The sequence below is a fragment of the Alishewanella sp. HL-SH06 genome, from assembly GCF_052656265.1.
Genome location: NZ_CP199752.1, coordinates 1746846 through 1763494 on the forward strand (window position 1 = coordinate 1746846; position 16649 = coordinate 1763494).

The following is a 16649-nucleotide window of genomic DNA, read 5'->3' on the forward strand; positions in this document are numbered from 1 at the left end:
AATGTAGGGTGATAACTACCCAAGGGTAAAAAATACCATGCTGCAAGAAAGTTTAGTTGCCGACTTAGTTACCGAATTGCCCGCTGCAGTGCGCCTGCAGCGTTTGGTAAGTACGCTGCGCAGCCACTTTAGTTGCGGTGCGGTGGGTCTACTTAGGCTGGAGCATGATGTGCTAAAACCGGTGGCACTGCATGGTTTAGTGCGCGAAGCTCAGGGCAGGCGTTTTGTAGTGGCGCAGCATCCTCGATTGGCAGCTATTCTGGCCAGCCGTAACCCAGTGCGGTTTGAACCTGAGTCTGAACTACCCGATCCTTATGATGGCCTGCTGGCTGAACAGCCCGGCCAGGCCTTGCCGGTGCACGATTGCATGGGCATAGCACTGTACATCGAAGGTCGCTGTTGGGGCGCACTAACACTGGATGCGTTAACCGCAGGCAGTTTTTCAGCTGCAGCAGTATATGAGTTGCAGCGTTATAGTCTGCTGGTAGAAGCCGCCGTGCGGATGACGGAGCTGGAGCAAGCCAACCGTGCGCTTAGGCTTAATCATCAAGCCGACGAGCAGCAATTTGAACCTGCCGCCAAACAGCGTTACGAGCTGATTGGCCAAAGCAGTGCGTTAAAGCAAATATTGCAGGAGCTGACGGTGGTGGCAAACTCGGATTTACCCGTGCTGTTATTGGGTGAAACCGGGGTAGGTAAAGAGCTGTTTGCACGCCATTTGCACCGTAGCTCAGCGCGTGCTGCTAAACCTATGATCTATATTAACTGTGCCGCCTTGCCGGAAAGCCTGGCTGAAAGTGAGCTGTTTGGCCATAATAAAGGTGCCTTTTCCGGTGCCCACAGTGAACGCGCCGGCCGCTTCGAGGCCGCCGATGGCGGCACCTTGTTTTTAGATGAAGTGGGTGAGCTGCCACTGGCGGTGCAGGCCAAGTTATTGCGGGTACTGCAAAACGGCGAGATTCAGCGCCTTGGCTCCGATAAAAGCCGTACCGTGAATGTGCGCTTGGTTGCTGCCACTAACCGTGATTTAAAACAACAGGTTAAAAGCGGTGAATTTCGCGCCGACTTGTATCACCGCTTATCAGTATATCCTTTGCCGATACCGCCACTTCGTGAGCGGCCGGATGACATTCCATTACTGGCTGGCCATTTTCTCGAGTTAAACCGCAGTCGCTTGGGCTTGCGTGCGCTGCGTTTATCCGGCGATGCAGAACTGGCCTTGCTTAGCTATAGCTGGCCGGGCAATGTGCGCGAGCTGGAGCATGTGATTAGCCGCGCAGCGATTAAAGCGCTTAGTCAGGGCGCGTCGCGCAGCGATATTGTAACCTTAGGAGCCGCTTTGCTGGATATTGACACCGTGCCTGCTGCAATAGTGCATACCGAAGTGCATGGCAATACGATAGCCAACGGCATAGCGCTAAAGCAGGCAGTAAGCCAGTTACAAAGGCAGATGATACAACAGGCGCTGGCACAACACTGTGGCAGTTGGTCACAGGCGGCCAGACAGTTAGAGCTAGACCCGAGCAACCTACATAAATTGGCGCAGCGTTTAGGGCTTAAATAGGCGCAGATAACTCTGCCCCCATTTTAACGGAGGGGATTTGACGTTAATAAAGCTGGCGTTTTGGCGCATGCTGGCAATATGCAGCTTAGTGCTGGGTTTAATAGGTATACCTCTGCCGGTTTTACCAACTGTGCCGTTTATTTTGCTTAGCGCCTGGTCAGCTGGAAAAGGCTGGCCAGCGCTGGAGTTATGCTTATTGGCGCACCCCAAGCTCGGGCGGCCGGTGTTGGCTTGGCGCCAATCTGGTATCGTACCGCGGCGCGCTAAATACCTGGCCAGCGCCATGATGCTGCTAAGTTCACTACTGCTGCAGTTATCCACTGTCGCATTGCCGTTAAAACTGCTGTTACCGTGCTTCTTGTTATTGGTGGCCATATGGCTCTGGCGGCGGCCAGAACAGATTAATCAGGATATCCAAGATGACAACACTCATCAAGCCAACTGAGCTGACAACACAACAGGCAATGCGCTACAGCCGCCAAATAATGCTGCCGGCCATGGATTTTCGTGGCCAGGAGGCGTTACTGGCAAGCTCGGTACTGCTAATTGGTATGGGCGGCTTGGGCTGTGCGGCGGCGCCTTATTTAGTGGCCGGTGGCGTAGGGCATATTACGCTGGTCGATGACGATACCATTGACCGCAGTAATTTACAGCGGCAAATACTGTACCGCGAAGCGGATATTGGCCAGAGCAAAGCACAGCAGGCCGCTTTAAGCTTGCGCCAGCTTAATGCCGACATCACGATTGAAGCACTATGCCAACGCTTAAATGCCGAAGATTTAGCTACTTTGGTGCCACAGTATGCATTGGTGCTGGATTGCACTGATAATTTAGTTACCCGCAATGCGATTAACGCTGCTTGCGTTAGCGCTAAAGTACCGCTGGTTTCCGGCGCGGCTATCCGCTTTGAAGGCCAGGTCGCCAGCTTCAGTATGCAGGGCGACGGCGCTTGTTATCACTGTTTAAGCAAATTGTTTGGCGAGCAGCAGTTAACCTGTATGGAAGCCGGTATTTTAAGCCCGGTAGTTGGGGTTATCGGCAGCATGCAGGCGCTGGAAGCGGTAAAAATTCTTGCAGGCATAGGCACGCCACTGTACGGCAAGTTACAGCTTTTTGATGGCCTAAGTAGCCAGTGGAGCTCATTTAACCTAAATAAAGATCCGCTTTGTAATATATGTGGATAGTATGGGCATTCGTTTGAATGCTCAGCGAAGTATATCGCTGTGCACCATTTGCAATAATTTATAGGCATCGCCTAAGTCACAGTTTTCATGGTCGCGCTTTTTATAGCCAAGTGTGGTGAGTTCTATATGCCAGGTGGGTACTACGTCTACTGTGGCCAGGGTTTGTTTTACGCAGTTAAGCGGGCAGCCGTCTACCGCCAGTATTGGCCGGCCGGATTGGGCTACTTTTACCAGTTGCTTTACTTTGCCGCCAACGCCGGCAATACAGGACATTTGCGCAGAACCTTCGCGATCGAGCACTACGGCCAAATCGTTGGCCAGCTGGGCGACGTTTGAGCAGCCGGAGCAGGCATACACCAGCGGCTTGTCTTGGTAGTCGGTGTTCATACTGGGCTCCGTTGTGGTGGAAATATTTACCCAGTGTAAAAGCTGTTGAAGCTGGCGGCTTGATATAAATCAAAGCCGCCGCAGCCTTACCCCTTCAGAGGTAAGGTGGTTTAACCCGGTCTGCCATCTGGCCTGGGGGTAGTTAGCACCGGAAAATACACCAGCACGTAAAGCGTATAGGCCAACACCCAGCCGCCGACACCCAACCACAACCATTGCATGGTTTGCACCGGCCACAGCCAAATTAATAGCGTGCGGCTGATGGCCGCTGCCAGTACCAGCAAAAACGCCAGTGACATCAGCGCATGTGGCTTTAACATGCGGCCGCTGTGGCCTAATGATACCCGCGCCATCATGCTTAAAATCATGCTGCCCATGGCGCCGGCGGTTAACGCATGCAGCGCTATGCTGTTACTGATATTCACGCCGGCGTAACGCGCACTGTAAAGTGCCAGCCCTAGCGGTATGCACCAGTAGGCGATATGCAGTGACCACAATAGCGGAACCTTTAGCGTGATCCAGATTTTCCAGCGCAGGCAGCGCAGGCTAAGCAGCAGAGCACTTAAGCCAAATAAACTGCTTATTGCCAGGGCTGGCAGGTGTTTAGTCAGGGCAAAAAAGTGTAAGACAAAAATTAGCCACAGTGAGCCAAGCGCTGCGCGATCCAGCCAGACAATAGCATCGACCTTTTTGGTTTGGGTGCCATTGGCGGTAAACATCGGTAATACGCGGCCGCCGACAATCGCCATTAGCAGGGTGATGAGCCACACCGCATTCTGGCTGCCCAGTTGCACCAATTCATAGCGTGACGTTGCTACCCCGATATACATCAGCAAGTTACAGGCGGTCAGTAACAGTAGTACCGGAATAAAAAACAGGTTGCGCTGCTGGCCGGTTTTAATAAGCGGTATTGCCAGCAGAAAAGCGCATACTGGTAAAAAGCTTAAATCAACAGCAGCTACCAGATACAGCGGTAAACCCTGACCAAACAGTAGTAATAACCGGCCAGCCAGCCACAGCAGGCTGATAAACAATAAGCTTTTGCCATGCGGCGCACGGAGCCCGGTCCAGTTTTGTACTGCGGTAAGCAAAAAGCCAATCACAATGGCGCTAACAAAACCAAACAGCATTTCATGGCTGTGCCAAAACAGCACATTGGCGAAGGGTTTTAGCTGAAGCTGGCCGGCCAATGTCAGGCCCCATAGCAGCATGGCAATGGCGCTAAAAGCGGCACCAAATAAAAACATTGGCCGAAATGCCTGGCGTAGCAGGGGTAACAGCTTTTGCTCAGTAGCCAGATCGGTTATCTGCATATGTTGTCCTCGTGGTCAGAAGTGTCATCATCAAGTAAGAAATTATTACTGCGCGCCTGTGCCAGTTTTTGCTGATATTGTGCGGCCTGATTGGCAAAAAACATGGTGATCATACAAAGCGCCAGAACGCCATATAAGATCATAAAACAGCCGGTGACTATGCCCAGCACATCTTGTGCTACGCCAAATAAAATGGGCAGGGTGCAACCGCCTAAGGCGCCAATGGCGGCAACAAAGCCGCCAGCACTGCCCATATGCTGTGGGTAGTAATCGTGAATAACCTTATACACACTAGCACGGCCAAAGCCCTGTGCTACGCCGATGATAAAAATCAGTAAGGTAAACCACCACACATTCAGACCAATTTCCAGCTGTACGTCTTTTTCCAGACCATGAATAATTAACGTGGTGGGTGGGTAACTTAAAAAAAACAAACAAACGATACAGACCCAGAATACGCTCCAGTTTACTGCCCGGCCGCCATAGCGATCGGCAAACCAGCCACCCAGCGCCCGCACCATACTGGAGGTAGCAACAAAGAACAGCGTAAAGGCCATCGCCTGCTGCGCATCCATAGCATAGGCCTGCATATAGTATTGTGGTAGCCACAATAACAGAGCTAAAAAGCTGCCAAATACAAAGTAGTAATACAGGGAAAATCGCCAGATGCGGGCGTTACTGCAAAGCTGGCGCAGGCTAAGTGCTTGGTGTTTGGCTGGGCTGAACTGCAGCGGTTCTTTTGGCGCTAGCAAGATAAATATCAGGCTAATTAGCAGCATGCCGGCGGCATATAAAGGCCCCACCCACTGCCAGCCTGCATAATTAATAGCTAGTGGTACCAGCACAAAGGTAATAGCCACACCGGCATTGCCAACACCAAATAAGCCCAGTGCCCGGCCCTGACGGCTGGAGGCAAACCACTGGCTGACATAGCGTACGCCAAAAGTGAAAGACACACCGCTAATACCAAACCACAACCCCAGCCATAAGTAACCGCTATAGCTGTCCACCAGCGGCAGCAGCAACAAGGCCGGTATTACCGCCAGCATTTGGTATAGCCACAACAGCCGGGCGCTGATACGGTCAGCAAGGATCCCCAGCGGGATACGTAATAGCGCACCGGTTAAAATAGGCGCTGCTAATAAAAAGCCGTATTCGGTCGCGCTAAGTTCAAGTTGTTGCTGTAGCTGCAGCCCCATTACCGCATACAGTGTCCAGACAGAAAAACAGGCAGCAAAAGCCAGTGTGGCCAGCAATAATGCCCGGTTAGCACAGTTTAGCGTGGCCTGGCTCAGGCTGGTGGCAGCAGGTGGCGGCATAACAAAACATCCGGCAAACAGTATTACTGCTTAGTGTAACGCCAAAGGCCGACGCTGCTGCAGCAAAGAGGGTGTACCTCTGACGCGCCGGGTGCGCTTGGTTGCGGTTATGGCTCTAGCCAAAGTGGGTAAGAGTAGCTGTCAGGCCTAGCGCTGGCTGCAATAACGCCGCTACCCACAAAGTGGTATCTTCTTGTTTTTACGATGAAAGCTGCCTGTTCAACTTTGTTTTATATCAATGATTTTGCCCGGCAGCCTCTCTACACTGGCCAAAGTGAATCGATTAATCCTGTGGAGGATGTTATGGCTGGTCCTGCTTTAGCACAACAAAGCGGCAGTGGGTTAAACCTGCTGAATTTTGCTGAACAAAAAATAAAAATGCTGCACCTGACCTGGTTTGCCTTCTTTTTGACCTTTGTGATGTGGTTTGCTCACGCGCCATTGCTAATACACATTAAAGAGGCTTTAGCACTAACCGATGCTCAGATTAAAGCTTTACTCATTCTAAACGTTGCCATTACGATACCGGCACGCATCGTAGTGGGTATGTTAGTTGACCGCTATGGTCCGCGTATAATGTATTCGCTGCTACTGTTTATTTCTGCTTTGCTGTGTATCGGCTTTGCCTTCGCCGATACCTATTCTGCGCTGGCATTATTCCGCTTTTTACTCGGCTTTGTCGGCGCAGGCTTTGTGGTGGGTATTCGTCTGGTGGGCGAGTGGTTTCCGCATCATCAGGTGGGTACGGCCGAAGGTATTTATGGGGGCTGGGGTAACTTTGGTTCGGCTGCTGCCGCGATGACCTTACCGTTACTGGCACTGGCCTACGGTGGTGACGATGGCTGGCGCTACGCCATTGGTACTGTAGGGGTGATTAGTGCAGTTTACTCGCTGGTGTTTTATAAATTTGCCCGCAATACGCCCAAAGGCTCAGTGTATTTTAAGCCAAAAAAAACCGGTGCCATGGTGGTTACCAGCTGGAGCGCGTTGTGGGGCCTTATTCTGATGAATATCCCTATGCATCTGGCGCTTGGCATGTTGGCCTGGCGCTTATCTCCGGCCGGCGTCAATCTGTTCAGCACTGACATGATGTATGCGTTGTGGGGCGTGCTTTTGCTGCTGTTTATTGTGCAAACCCAGCAAACCTGGCGAATTAACGCGGAGCATTTACGTGCTGGTGTACCCGAAGCCGATAAATACAGCTTTAAACAGGTCGGCATTTTAAATATTGCTTATTTTGCTACCTTTGGCTCTGAGCTGGCGGTTGTGTCAATGCTGCCGCTGTACTTCCTGGAAACCTTTGAGGGACTAAGTGCGGTAAAAGCCGGTTTGCTGGCGTCGGGTTTTGCTTTTATGAATCTGGTATCACGCCCTATGGGCGGCTGGTTTTCGGATAAGTTTGGCCGGCGCAAAAGTATGCTGCTCTTAATTGGTGGCCTGGCCGCGGGCTACTTTTTAATGGGGCTGATGGACAGCCACTGGTGGATCCCGTTGGCCGTGCTGGCAACCATGGCCTGTAGTTTCTTTGTGCAGGCCGGCGAGGGCGCGGTGTTCGCCATAGTACCGCTGATTAAACGCAGCATGACCGGGCAAATTGCCGGCATGGCAGGGGCTTATGGTAATGTCGGTGCTGTGGTGTATTTAACGGTATTAAGTTACGTTAGCTATAGTATGTTCTTCTACGTGATTGCCGCTTCAGCGCTGGTGGGGCTGGTAGCGGTAATGTTTTTAGATGACCCTAAAGGCCATATCACTGAAGTGGGTGAAGATGGTACTGTGCACCGCATCAACGTTGGTTAAACAAGGATCAGTAAAAAAGGAGCAACAGGTGAGCGCATCTGATCTGAAACTACACTACAGCAGTCTTTGTGAGGCCGGTATCAAGCCGGCCAACGAAGATGCGGTAGTGCAGCATATCCCCTCAGATCCTCATCTGTTAACTTATAAAGGCGCCTGTTTTGCATTAGCTGATGGCGTCAGTACCGCCGAAGCCGGTCAGCAGGCCAGCCAGCGCGCGGTTAGCCGCTTTTGCCGCGAATACAGCCAGACACCAGATAGCTGGTCGGTGGCTTACAGCGCCGAGCAGTTGCTCGCGACCATCAACAACGAGCTGTACGAGCTGAGCCATCAGTTTGCGCACGATCAAAAAGGCTATCTGACTACCTTTACCGCGCTAGTGCTGAAATCGCAAACTGCACATTTTTTTCATATAGGCGACAGTAGGTTGTACCACTGGCGCGATGGCGTGTTGGTGCAGCTGAGCCAGGATCATACGACAGTGTTATCTGAGCAGCGCCAGTTTCTTGGCCGGGCGCTGGGTATGGATGCCCGGGTTGAGCTGCAACAGGGCAGTTTAACTGTCAAATGCGGCGACCGTTTTTTACTCTGCTCTGATGGCCTGTCGGACTTTGTCAGCCCGGAAGCACTGCAGCAGGCAGTATCGGCAGCGGATGATCTTGAGCAAGCCGCTTTGCAGCTAAAACAACAGGCATTAGCCCAGGGCAGTAATGACAATATCAGTTTGATCTTGCTTGAGATAACAGCGCTGCCCGAGCAAAGCCTGGATGATTTAAACCAGCATTTAACCCGGCTGCCATTTCCGCCGGCGTTAAGCCCCGGCATGAAACTGGATGGTTATAAGGTGCTGCAGGAGCTGTTTGCCAGCAGCCGCAGCCATTTGTATCTGGTAGAGGACGAAGCCAGTGGTGCACAGCTGGTGCTGAAATGCCCGTCACTGAATTACGATGATGATGCACTGTATATTGACCGCTTTATCCGCGAAGAGTGGATAGGCCTGCGCATTGAATCTGATTATGTCGTAAAAGTGGTGCGGCAAACCCGGCCGCGCACCTTTCTGTATTATTTGATGGAGCATTTAGACGGCCAAAGTTTAGAGCAATGGTTTGAACGCCAGCCCAAGCCACTAAAACCGGCGCTGGCGATTAAGCTGGTAAAACAGATAGCCAAAGGCTTAACCGCGTTTCACCACATGGGCGCCATTCATCAGGATTTAAAACCCGGCAATATTATTTACCTGCAGGATGGCCGGTTAAAAATTGTCGACTTTGGCTCAGTGTATGTGGCAGGCCTGGCCGAAATATTCAGCCCGCTGCAGCATGAGGCTGCACTTGGCACCGCGGCCTATTCCGATCCGCACTATTTATTGGGGCACAACTCCGGTGTGCAGGGCGATATCTACGCCCTTGCGACCATTGCCTATGAGCTGTTCAGCAGTGGTCACTTACCTTACGGCGCTGCCGTAGAGGAATGCCGCACCGCGGCCGATTACGACAAGCTGCGTTATCGCAGTGCCAGCCAGTTTAACCCGGTGATCCCAACCTGGTTTGACCGCGCACTGCAAAAAGGTGTTAGTCTGGATTTATCACAACGCTATCAAAGCATTAATCAGCTACTGACTGACCTGCAGCAACCGAATCCGGCGTTTTTACACGAAGAAGTTAAACAGCAGCATAAAACCAACCCGCTACTGTTTTGGCAATTGTTGTCCGGCTTTTGGTTTATTACCTTATTGCTGGTGGTGTGGTTATTTTTGCTGCGGCGTTAACTTTTTGGCCGGAACGCTTTAATTACCGCTTCATTGCACTGCAGATAAGGCCCGTCCATTAAATCGATGCAGTAGGGCACCGCCGGAAATACCGCATCTAAACACTGGCGAATGGCTTTGGGTTTACCCGGCAGGTTAATAATTAAACTGCTGCCACGCAGGCCAGCAGTTTGGCGCGACAATATTGCCGTGGGCACATATTTTAACGATTCAGTGCGCATCAGCTCGCCGAAACCCGGCATCATGCGGTCACACACCGCTTCGGTGGCTTCTGGCGTAACGTCGCGTTTTGCCGGGCCGGTGCCGCCGGTGGTAACCACTAAACAGCAGCCTTGCTCATCACATAGTTCCCGCAGCGTTTGCTCAATTAACGGCTGTTCATCCGGGATCAGCCGGTATTCCGCCTGCCAGTCACTGGTTAAGTAGTCTTTTAGCGTATCGATGATCGCTTTACCGGATAAGTCTTCGTAAATGCCGGCACTGGCGCGGTCGCTTACGGTAACGATGCCGATTTTGGCCACTTGTTTGCTCATGATTGTTCCTGTTTTTCAGCGAGGTTGCTACCACATTGCGCACAGACGCAGAGTGTCTGAGCCCTGGGGCGACAAATTCGTCAGGAACGAATTTGAACAGCTTTAGCTGGCCTCAGGGGCTGGACAGGAAAGTCCAGCATAGTTGCTGCGGCGAGCACAAGGTGTGTCGCAACCGTTGTGTTATCTGGGTTTATCAACCTACTGCCATACCGGCCAGGTTCAGCCAGTAGCCGTTACTGTCGGTTTTCGGCAGTGGCTGCGGAGCTGCGCCGTTAATATTGGCCTTAAATTTCGCCAGCCAGTCAAAGGTGCCACTTAGCTGTGGGCTTAACCGTACTATATCTACCAGGCCCTGCATAGTGTTTAGCTGGTTCAGCAGGTTATAGCGCTGGCCAGACTGGGTTTGTATGCCGTTTAACACAAATACCTGAGTGCCGTCCTGGCTTTTAACTTCGCGCCCCTGCGGGTAGTTAATGCAGCAAAGCTCACACTGATCTTTACTGCGGTTTTCTGAGCGGGCGGTAAAGCAGCGGCCGCTCCAGGCCAGTGGTAGGTGGCCAAAACCGAACACTTCGGTGCTAAAACAGTCGCGGATATCGGCAATTAGGCTCTGCTGTAATACCTCGCTAAGCCAGTGGCCGGATAATTCTACCGGCATGACCCAGCGCGTTAAACCCATGCTGATAAGGCGTCGCAGCGTATGCTGGTTGTAGCAATTAATCGCCGCGCCGGCGACAAAAGGCAAGCCTTGCTGCTGCAACATACTAATGGCGCCCACGTCATTGGCTTCCACTAAAAACTCACCGTTATCAACGTATTTACGCAGTTCGCGCAGCTCGCCGGGGGCTTCGTATAAGGTCATCGACGATAAACACACCTGCTTACCGGCCTCGCGCAGCATCTGCGCTAGTGCAAAGTAATCATCAAATTTAAGTTCGCGCCTTTTGCTACACACGGTTTCGCCCAGATAGACGATATCAATGTCGCTGTCGGCTACCTGACGGTAAAATTCAAGCATCTGCGCCTTGGGCCAAAAATACAGCACCGGGCCTAGTGAAAATTGCATGTGATTACTTCCATTTGCGATGATAAGCGCCAAGCGTGGTTTGGCTGCCTTCAGACAGGCCGGCAAGCACCTGCTGCCATTGTGGTTGCACATTAAAACGCTCTGGCGTTGCGATTACCGCATCGATGGCAGCGCGCCAGACTTTAGTAATTTGCGCCACATAAGCAGGGCTGCGCTGACGGCCTTCTATTTTTAATGACTTAATACCTTCGGCATACAGCTCGGGCAGTAAATCCAGCGTGTTTAAACTGGTAGGCTCTTCCAGCGCATGGTAGGTTTCGTTGCCTATGCTAAAGCGGCCTTTACACAGGGTGGGGTAGCCAGCGGTTTCATTGGGTGCAAAGCGATCAATTAAAATGCCGTTTAAACGTGACTCCAGCGTGCCCTTGTTATCCTGCCACTGTACAAAAGCTGCCGGCGAGCAGGCACCGGCGGTGTTGGGCGATTGCCCGGTCATATAAGAGCTTAAATAGCAGCGGCCCTCGGCCATAATGCACAAGCTTCCAAAGGCAAACACTTCGAGATCGATTTCGCAGCTTCTGGCCAGTGCCCGCACCTGCTGCATCGATAATACCCGCGGCAGTACTACCCGGCTGATGCCAAACTGGCGGTAAAAATCTATTGCTGGGGCATTGGTGGCGGAGGCCTGCACGGATAAATGCCGCTCTATTTTAGGGTAACGCGCCGCGGCATAAGCCAGCACGGCAATATCGGCCAGAATAAGCACATCCGCGCCGGCGTCGGCGGCCATATCGACTGCTTGTTGCCAGCGCTGGTAGTTATTCGGGTGAGCAAAAGTATTAATCGCCACATGCAGCTTTTTTCCGTGCTGATGCACATAACGGGCCGCGTCTTTCAGCTTAGCTTGGTCAAAGTTCAAGCCGGCAAAATGACGGGCGTTAGTATCATCTTTTAAACCGATATAAACGGCATCAGCGCCATGCTCGATGGCAGCCTTTAGAGCCGGCATACTGCCAGCGGGACAAAGCAGCTCCATAAGGGTGGCTCCGCGTTAATTTGGCTTTATTACTACCACCGACAGGGCATAGCCCTCAGCAGCGTACTGTGGTTTTATTATAGGGTGATAACTCAGTACAAGGCTTGTATATGTTTGATATTAAAAGTGTTAACTCTAAATTGGTAGCAGCACTACCTACAATGATAGGTACTGTTACCCGCTGTGCACCCAAAGCCGCTAAGGCCTGCGTGTTACAGTTGGCGCTGAACCGGTTTTTCCGCCCGGAGCTAAAAGCCGGTGAGCTGGATTTTTTAAGTGGCAAGACCCTGGTGGTGCAGGTAGCGGATATTGCCCTGCAGTTTGCCATCAGTTTAAACGGCGACAGCTTAGTTGTGCACTTAAACAGCCCACAGCAGGATTTACTGCTAAAGGCTGAGTTTACTGACTTTGTGGCGATGATCAGCAATACGGCTGATCCGGATACCTTGTTTTTTCGCCGCCGCCTGCAAATGCTGGGCGATACTGAGCTTGGCTTGTATTGCAAAAACCTGCTCGACAGCATAGGGCCAGAGCGTTTGCCTAAACTATGTCAGCTCGGGCTAAATTGGCTGGCACAGCAACAGCAGATCGCCCGCGACAACGCCTCTGCTGTGGCCAATTAAGTATGGCCTGCGGCAGATCAAAGTATGCGCACTGGTGGTCGTTATGATTGTAAGCCGCCGGTCGAAACCAGTCATCGAGGTTAGAATGAAAAACATACAGTGGGATCAAAAGTTAATCAGTAAATACAATATTAACGGCCCGCGATATACCTCGTACCCCACAGCGCTGGCGCTAAATACCAGCTTTGACCGAGCGCAAATTCAAACCGCCATTGGCCAAAGCCCAAACGAGCTTAGCCTGTATTTACATATCCCGTTTTGCCATAAGCTTTGCTACTACTGCGGTTGTAATAAGGTGATTACCCGTCATCAGCATAAGGCGGATACCTATCTGGATGCCTTAGCGCAGGAAATGGCGCTGTATCAGCCACTACTCCAGAGTAAAAGCATCAACCAGGTGCATTTAGGCGGCGGAACACCAACTTTTTTAACTGAAGTGCAGCTAAGCCGTTTAATGACGCTTTTGCAGCAACACTTTACTGTTAAGGCTGATGCTGAAATCAGTATTGAGATAGACCCGCGCAGTTGCAGTGACGACAAACTGCGGCATTTGCGCACTCTGGGTTTTAACCGGGTGAGTTATGGCGTGCAGGATTTAGATGAGAAAGTGCAAATTGCCATTAATCGGCTTCAGGATACTGATCTTATCCGGCATCAGGTGCAGTTAAGCCGTGAGCTCGGTTTTAGCTCGATCAATCTCGATCTTATCTACGGCTTACCCTTTCAACAGCCGGCCAGTTTTGCCCAGACCGTCGACGAAATTATCCGCCTTAACCCCGATCGCATCTCGTTATTTAGCTATGCGCACATTCCGGAGCGTTTTGCTGCCCAGCGTAAAATAGACAACGGTAGCCTGCCGGATGCACCGTTAAAGCTGGAACTGATGCAGCTGGCCATTAACCGTTTTGTCGCCGCCGGCTATCAGTTTATTGGCATGGACCACTTTGCCCTGCCAGATGACGCCTTAGCCAAGGCGCAGCAAGCCGGCAAGCTGCAGCGTAATTTTCAGGGCTACACTACCGCCGGCCAAGATGCATTAATTGGCCTGGGCGTGTCCAGCATTAGCCAGGTAAGCGGCTTATTATGGCAAAACAGCAAAGAGCTGCCAGCCTATTATGCGTCGATAAACAGTGGCCAGCTTCCGGCAGAGCGCGGTTTTAGCTTAAATAGCGATGACAAAGTGCGCGCTGCGCTGATAAGCCAGTTAATTTGCCATTTCGAGCTGGATGTCGAGGCGTTTAGTGAGCGCTGGCAACTCAGCGGCTTCTGGCAATACTTCGCCGAGGCGCTAGAGCGCTTACAACCCTTTATGGAAGACGGTCTGGTAGAGGTATACGCCGAGCGGATAAAAGTGACCAATGCCGGCCGGCTGTGGGTGCGCAGCATCTGCGCCTGCTTTGACGCTTACTTAACTCAGGGCCAGCAGCGGTATTCAAAGGTGGTGTAAGCCTGTATGGGGGCGCCTATTTACACCAAGCAAGCGCCCCGATTTTTAGCAAAATGGCAGAACATTAATTGTCAAAGGGCGCAACGATGCGCCCCTACGTTTTCCGGCTGTCGTCAATACAGCGCCACTAAGTCGCCGGCTTTATTAAAGGTCAGAAAATCGGCAATCATGCCGCCCTGAATTTTCTCCATCATCATCTTAAGTGGTTGCGTCGCTTCATCGCTGTTTGGCGGGAAGCCACCGCGGCCGCCCAAAGCGGAGACAAAGGCGATATCCCAGTCAACGCCCGTGGTGGTGGACTCTTGCACTAAGCTGGCAAATTCGTTTACCTCGTCTGGCAGTTTATCGACGCACAGCACCGGTGCTAAAGCGCCGCCCTGGCCTTGTTCAAAGTTGTGTTTTTGCGTGTCGGTATAGCCATTTGGCAGCTCGGCTTTGGCAAACACAAACAGCAAACGCTGCGGCTCGTCCTGCATGGCCGCCGCTTTGATTAAGTCAGAGTAAGATTCTATATTCATGATTCACGCCTGCTAACAGTTTTCGCCAGTGTAACAAAGCCTGTGTAGTGAAAATACCGGCTCTGGTGGGGTAGGGGCTAACCCTGAAGAGGTAGTCACCTTTGCCTGCTTAGCAGTTGGGTGGTTTTTACCTAAAATAGTGGTAATTTTCACCCTGAGGCAAATTTATGACACACTTTATCCGCAACTTGTCGATTAGCCGTAAACTGATGTTATTACTGTTATTGCCCGCGCTGGCCGCGCTATCGCTGGCGCTGGGCCGTTTTAGTGACAGCTGGCAGCAAGTAAGAGTAGCTGAGCATGTTAGCAGGGCTATTGAGGTGTCAGCCACAACCAATGCGTTAGTGGCAACTCTACAAGCTGAGCGCGGTGCCAGTGGTGTTTATCTGGCCAGCAATGGTAGCCGCTTTGCCCAGCGCCTGGCGCAATTGCGCCAGCAGAGCGATCAGCGTTTACAGGCGTTTTTAGCTTTGCAATTGCCTGAGCTTAGCGCGCTGCAACAACAGCTTGGCGAGCTTAGTGCGTTGCGCCATCAGGTTGATCAGCAAAGCATCAACAATGCCAGCTCGGCTGAGCGTTATACCGCACTCATTACTGCGATGATAGCGCAGAACCATAAGTTGGAAGCGGCACTTAAACATCGGGATATGGCGCGGCAACTGGCGACACTCAACCAGTTTATAGAAATGAAAGAGCGCGCCGGGCGTGAGCGCGCCATTCTAGGTTTAGTATTTAGCCGTGGCAGTTTTAACGGCGAATTACTGGCCCGTTTTAGCAATAATTTAGGCGCTTATAACGCCTTTGCAGAAAACTTTTTACGTATGGTCAGCCCACAACAGCAAAGCGCCTGGCGTACCCTTAGCCAGCATAACAGCTTTGCTGAAGTGGCGCGCCTGCAGCAACTGGCGTTTAACACGGCACTGGGTGAGCCGCTGAATGTGGATGATGGCCAGTGGTTTGATCTGGCTACTAGCCGTCTGGCGCAAATGGCTGAATTTGAAACCGCACTCAAAGCCGGTATTGTCGCCTCTGCTGAGCAACTGCAGCAGCAGTCTGTGCGCCAATTATGGTTGTTAGCGGCGGCTATTGTGTTGATAAGTGCCGTGCTGACAATTGTTGCAGCTATTACCATGCGCAGTATTTCGGCTGCAGTACGCAGTATTGAAAGCACCATTACTGCACTGGCAAAGCGCGACCTTACCGCACGCAGCCACTACAAAAGTAAAGACGAGTTTGGCCGCATTGCGGACAGTACCAACAGCATGGCGCAGGAGCTACAGCGGGTTATTCATGAAATTGGCGGCGCTACTGCTCAGGTTGCTACCGCTGCCGAGCAATCATCGGCGGTAACGTTGCAAACCAGTAAAGGCGTACAGCAACAACAGCAAGACACCGAAATGGTGGCCACTGCGATGCATGAAATGAGCGCTACCGTGCGTGATGTTGCCGCCAGCACGGCAGAGGCGGCAGAGCTGTCGGAAACCGTACAGGCCGGAGCTGCCCAGGGGCAAAGCCGGTTAGAACAGACCATAGCACTTATTCAGCGTTTATCGGGCCAGGTTGACAGCACCGCCAAAGTGATTGACCAGGTAAAACAGGACAGTGATGCCATTACCTCGGTGCTGGATGTGATTCGTGGTATTGCCGAGCAAACGAATTTGCTGGCGTTAAATGCGGCCATAGAAGCGGCCCGGGCTGGTGAGCAAGGCCGCGGTTTTGCCGTAGTCGCAGATGAGGTGCGTACTCTGGCGCAGCGCACGGCGCAGTCGACCGGTGATATTCAGCGCATGATAGAAGGCCTGCAACAAGGTGCAACCCAAGCCACCGATGCGATGCGTATCAGCCTGAGCCAGGCGCAGGAGGGGCGCGATAAAGTAGCTGAAACCGGTGATATTCTGGCGCAGGTGCTACAGGGTATTAATGGCATTAATGATAAGAATATGCAGATCGCCTCAGCGGCCGAGCAGCAAGCTGCAGTAGCTGATGAGATAAACCAAAAAATACTTAATATTAGTGATGTAGCAGTACAAACCAGTGCCGGTGCTGAGCAAACCGCCAGCACCAGCCGCGAATTGGCGCGCCTTGCCGAGCAACTGCAACAGCTGGTAGGGCGTTTTACACTGGCCTGATATT

General features: G+C 52.0%; 15 protein-coding genes. 8 read left to right on the forward strand and 7 right to left on the reverse strand.

All coding sequences use genetic code 11. The annotated features are described in order from the left end of the window. Window positions 1-37 precede the first annotated feature (37 nt). From norR to moeB, 3 genes are read left to right on the forward strand one after another with little or no spacing between them, the layout of a single operon-like run. The gene (norR, locus tag ACUJFK_RS08065) at window positions 38-1564 is read left to right on the forward strand and encodes a nitric oxide reductase transcriptional regulator NorR (protein ID WP_445426615.1); all 1527 of its coding nucleotides are present in this window, start codon (window positions 38-40) and stop codon (window positions 1562-1564) included. A 37-nt stretch (window positions 1565-1601) separates the two neighbouring features. Then, a complete protein-coding gene (locus ACUJFK_RS08070; RefSeq protein WP_445426616.1) occupies window positions 1602-2009 on the forward strand; it encodes a YbaN family protein in 408 nt (135 codons plus the stop codon). Next, window positions 1984-2748, forward strand: a complete 765-nt coding sequence (gene moeB, locus ACUJFK_RS08075; protein WP_445426617.1) for a molybdopterin-synthase adenylyltransferase MoeB — start codon at window positions 1984-1986, stop codon at window positions 2746-2748. Before ACUJFK_RS08070 ends, moeB begins: the two co-directional genes overlap by 26 nt. Before the next feature lie 21 nt (window positions 2749-2769). Here moeB and ACUJFK_RS08080 read toward each other — a convergent pair whose 3' ends face one another. The 3 genes from ACUJFK_RS08080 to ACUJFK_RS08090 form a co-directional block, all read right to left on the reverse strand. Then, window positions 2770-3135 carry a putative zinc-binding protein gene (locus tag ACUJFK_RS08080; protein WP_445426618.1) on the reverse strand — a complete coding sequence of 122 codons (366 nt, stop codon included), beginning with the start codon at window positions 3133-3135 and terminating at the stop codon, window positions 2770-2772. Between the two features lie 110 nt (window positions 3136-3245). After that, the gene (locus ACUJFK_RS08085) at window positions 3246-4448 is read right to left on the reverse strand and encodes an NnrS family protein (RefSeq protein ID WP_445426619.1); all 1203 of its coding nucleotides are present in this window, start codon (window positions 4446-4448) and stop codon (window positions 3246-3248) included. Further along, the gene (locus ACUJFK_RS08090; RefSeq protein ID WP_445426620.1) at window positions 4439-5767 is read right to left on the reverse strand and encodes an MFS transporter; all 1329 of its coding nucleotides are present in this window, start codon (window positions 5765-5767) and stop codon (window positions 4439-4441) included. Before ACUJFK_RS08090 ends, ACUJFK_RS08085 begins: the two co-directional genes overlap by 10 nt. A gap of 303 nt (window positions 5768-6070) precedes the next feature. Between ACUJFK_RS08090 and ACUJFK_RS08095 the strand changes: the two genes are divergently transcribed. Next, window positions 6071-7567, forward strand: a complete 1497-nt coding sequence (locus ACUJFK_RS08095; RefSeq protein WP_445426621.1) for a NarK family nitrate/nitrite MFS transporter — start codon at window positions 6071-6073, stop codon at window positions 7565-7567. Window positions 7568-7595: 28 nt separating this feature from the next. Further along, window positions 7596-9332 (forward strand): protein kinase domain-containing protein, encoded by a 1737-nt coding sequence (locus ACUJFK_RS08100; RefSeq protein WP_445426622.1) that lies wholly within the window; start codon window positions 7596-7598, stop codon window positions 9330-9332. Here the strand turns inward: ACUJFK_RS08100 and mog are convergent. The 3 genes from mog to ubiU all read right to left on the reverse strand — a co-directional run bounded on the left by mog (window position 9329) and on the right by ubiU (window position 11928). After that, entirely contained in the window at window positions 9329-9865 is a 537-nt protein-coding gene (gene mog / locus ACUJFK_RS08105) for a molybdopterin adenylyltransferase (RefSeq protein ID WP_445426623.1), read from the reverse strand. The genes ACUJFK_RS08100 and mog overlap by 4 nt on opposite strands. A 193-nt stretch (window positions 9866-10058) precedes the next feature. Beyond that, window positions 10059-10931, reverse strand: a complete 873-nt coding sequence (locus tag ACUJFK_RS08110) for a U32 family peptidase (protein ID WP_445426624.1) — start codon at window positions 10929-10931, stop codon at window positions 10059-10061. 4 nt (window positions 10932-10935) lie between these two features. After that, window positions 10936-11928: a peptidase U32 family protein gene (ubiU, locus tag ACUJFK_RS08115; RefSeq protein ID WP_445426625.1), complete on the reverse strand. Its 993-nt coding sequence runs from the start codon at window positions 11926-11928 to the stop codon at window positions 10936-10938. Window positions 11929-12038: 110 nt separating this feature from the next. Between ubiU and ubiT the strand changes: the two genes are divergently transcribed. Both ubiT and hemN read left to right on the forward strand, forming a co-directional pair. Beyond that, window positions 12039-12551: a ubiquinone anaerobic biosynthesis accessory factor UbiT gene (gene ubiT / locus ACUJFK_RS08120; RefSeq protein WP_445426626.1), complete on the forward strand. Its 513-nt coding sequence runs from the start codon at window positions 12039-12041 to the stop codon at window positions 12549-12551. An 85-nt stretch (window positions 12552-12636) separates the two neighbouring features. Next, window positions 12637-13998, forward strand: a complete 1362-nt coding sequence (gene hemN / locus ACUJFK_RS08125) for an oxygen-independent coproporphyrinogen III oxidase (RefSeq protein ID WP_445426627.1) — start codon at window positions 12637-12639, stop codon at window positions 13996-13998. A 113-nt stretch (window positions 13999-14111) separates the two neighbouring features. Here hemN and ACUJFK_RS08130 read toward each other — a convergent pair whose 3' ends face one another. Next, a complete protein-coding gene (locus tag ACUJFK_RS08130; RefSeq protein WP_008219225.1) occupies window positions 14112-14516 on the reverse strand; it encodes a hypothetical protein in 405 nt (134 codons plus the stop codon). A gap of 167 nt (window positions 14517-14683) precedes the next feature. Between ACUJFK_RS08130 and ACUJFK_RS08135 the strand changes: the two genes are divergently transcribed. Next, complete coding sequence (locus ACUJFK_RS08135; RefSeq protein WP_445426628.1) at window positions 14684-16645, forward strand: methyl-accepting chemotaxis protein; 1962 nt, start codon at window positions 14684-14686, stop codon at window positions 16643-16645. Window positions 16646-16649 lie beyond the last annotated feature (4 nt).

Bases quoted from the DNA above. Each gene is read 5' to 3' on its own strand.
- hemN (WP_445426627.1), top strand. From the start codon at position 12,637: ATGAAAAACATACAGTGGGATCAAAAGTTAATCAGTAAATACAATATT.
- ACUJFK_RS08090 (WP_445426620.1), bottom strand. From the start codon at position 5,767: ATGCCGCCACCTGCTGCCACCAGCCTGAGCCAGGCCACGCTAAACTGT.
- ubiT (WP_445426626.1), top strand. From the start codon at position 12,039: ATGTTTGATATTAAAAGTGTTAACTCTAAATTGGTAGCAGCACTACCT.
- ACUJFK_RS08095 (WP_445426621.1), top strand. From the start codon at position 6,071: ATGGCTGGTCCTGCTTTAGCACAACAAAGCGGCAGTGGGTTAAACCTG.
- ACUJFK_RS08080 (WP_445426618.1), bottom strand. From the start codon at position 3,135: ATGAACACCGACTACCAAGACAAGCCGCTGGTGTATGCCTGCTCCGGC.
- ACUJFK_RS08130 (WP_008219225.1), bottom strand. From the start codon at position 14,516: ATGAATATAGAATCTTACTCTGACTTAATCAAAGCGGCGGCCATGCAG.
- ubiU (WP_445426625.1), bottom strand. From the start codon at position 11,928: ATGGAGCTGCTTTGTCCCGCTGGCAGTATGCCGGCTCTAAAGGCTGCC.
- ACUJFK_RS08085 (WP_445426619.1), bottom strand. From the start codon at position 4,448: ATGCAGATAACCGATCTGGCTACTGAGCAAAAGCTGTTACCCCTGCTA.
- moeB (WP_445426617.1), top strand. From the start codon at position 1,984: ATGACAACACTCATCAAGCCAACTGAGCTGACAACACAACAGGCAATG.
- ACUJFK_RS08110 (WP_445426624.1), bottom strand. From the start codon at position 10,931: ATGCAATTTTCACTAGGCCCGGTGCTGTATTTTTGGCCCAAGGCGCAG.
- mog (WP_445426623.1), bottom strand. From the start codon at position 9,865: ATGAGCAAACAAGTGGCCAAAATCGGCATCGTTACCGTAAGCGACCGC.
- norR (WP_445426615.1), top strand. From the start codon at position 38: ATGCTGCAAGAAAGTTTAGTTGCCGACTTAGTTACCGAATTGCCCGCT.
- ACUJFK_RS08135 (WP_445426628.1), top strand. From the start codon at position 14,684: ATGACACACTTTATCCGCAACTTGTCGATTAGCCGTAAACTGATGTTA.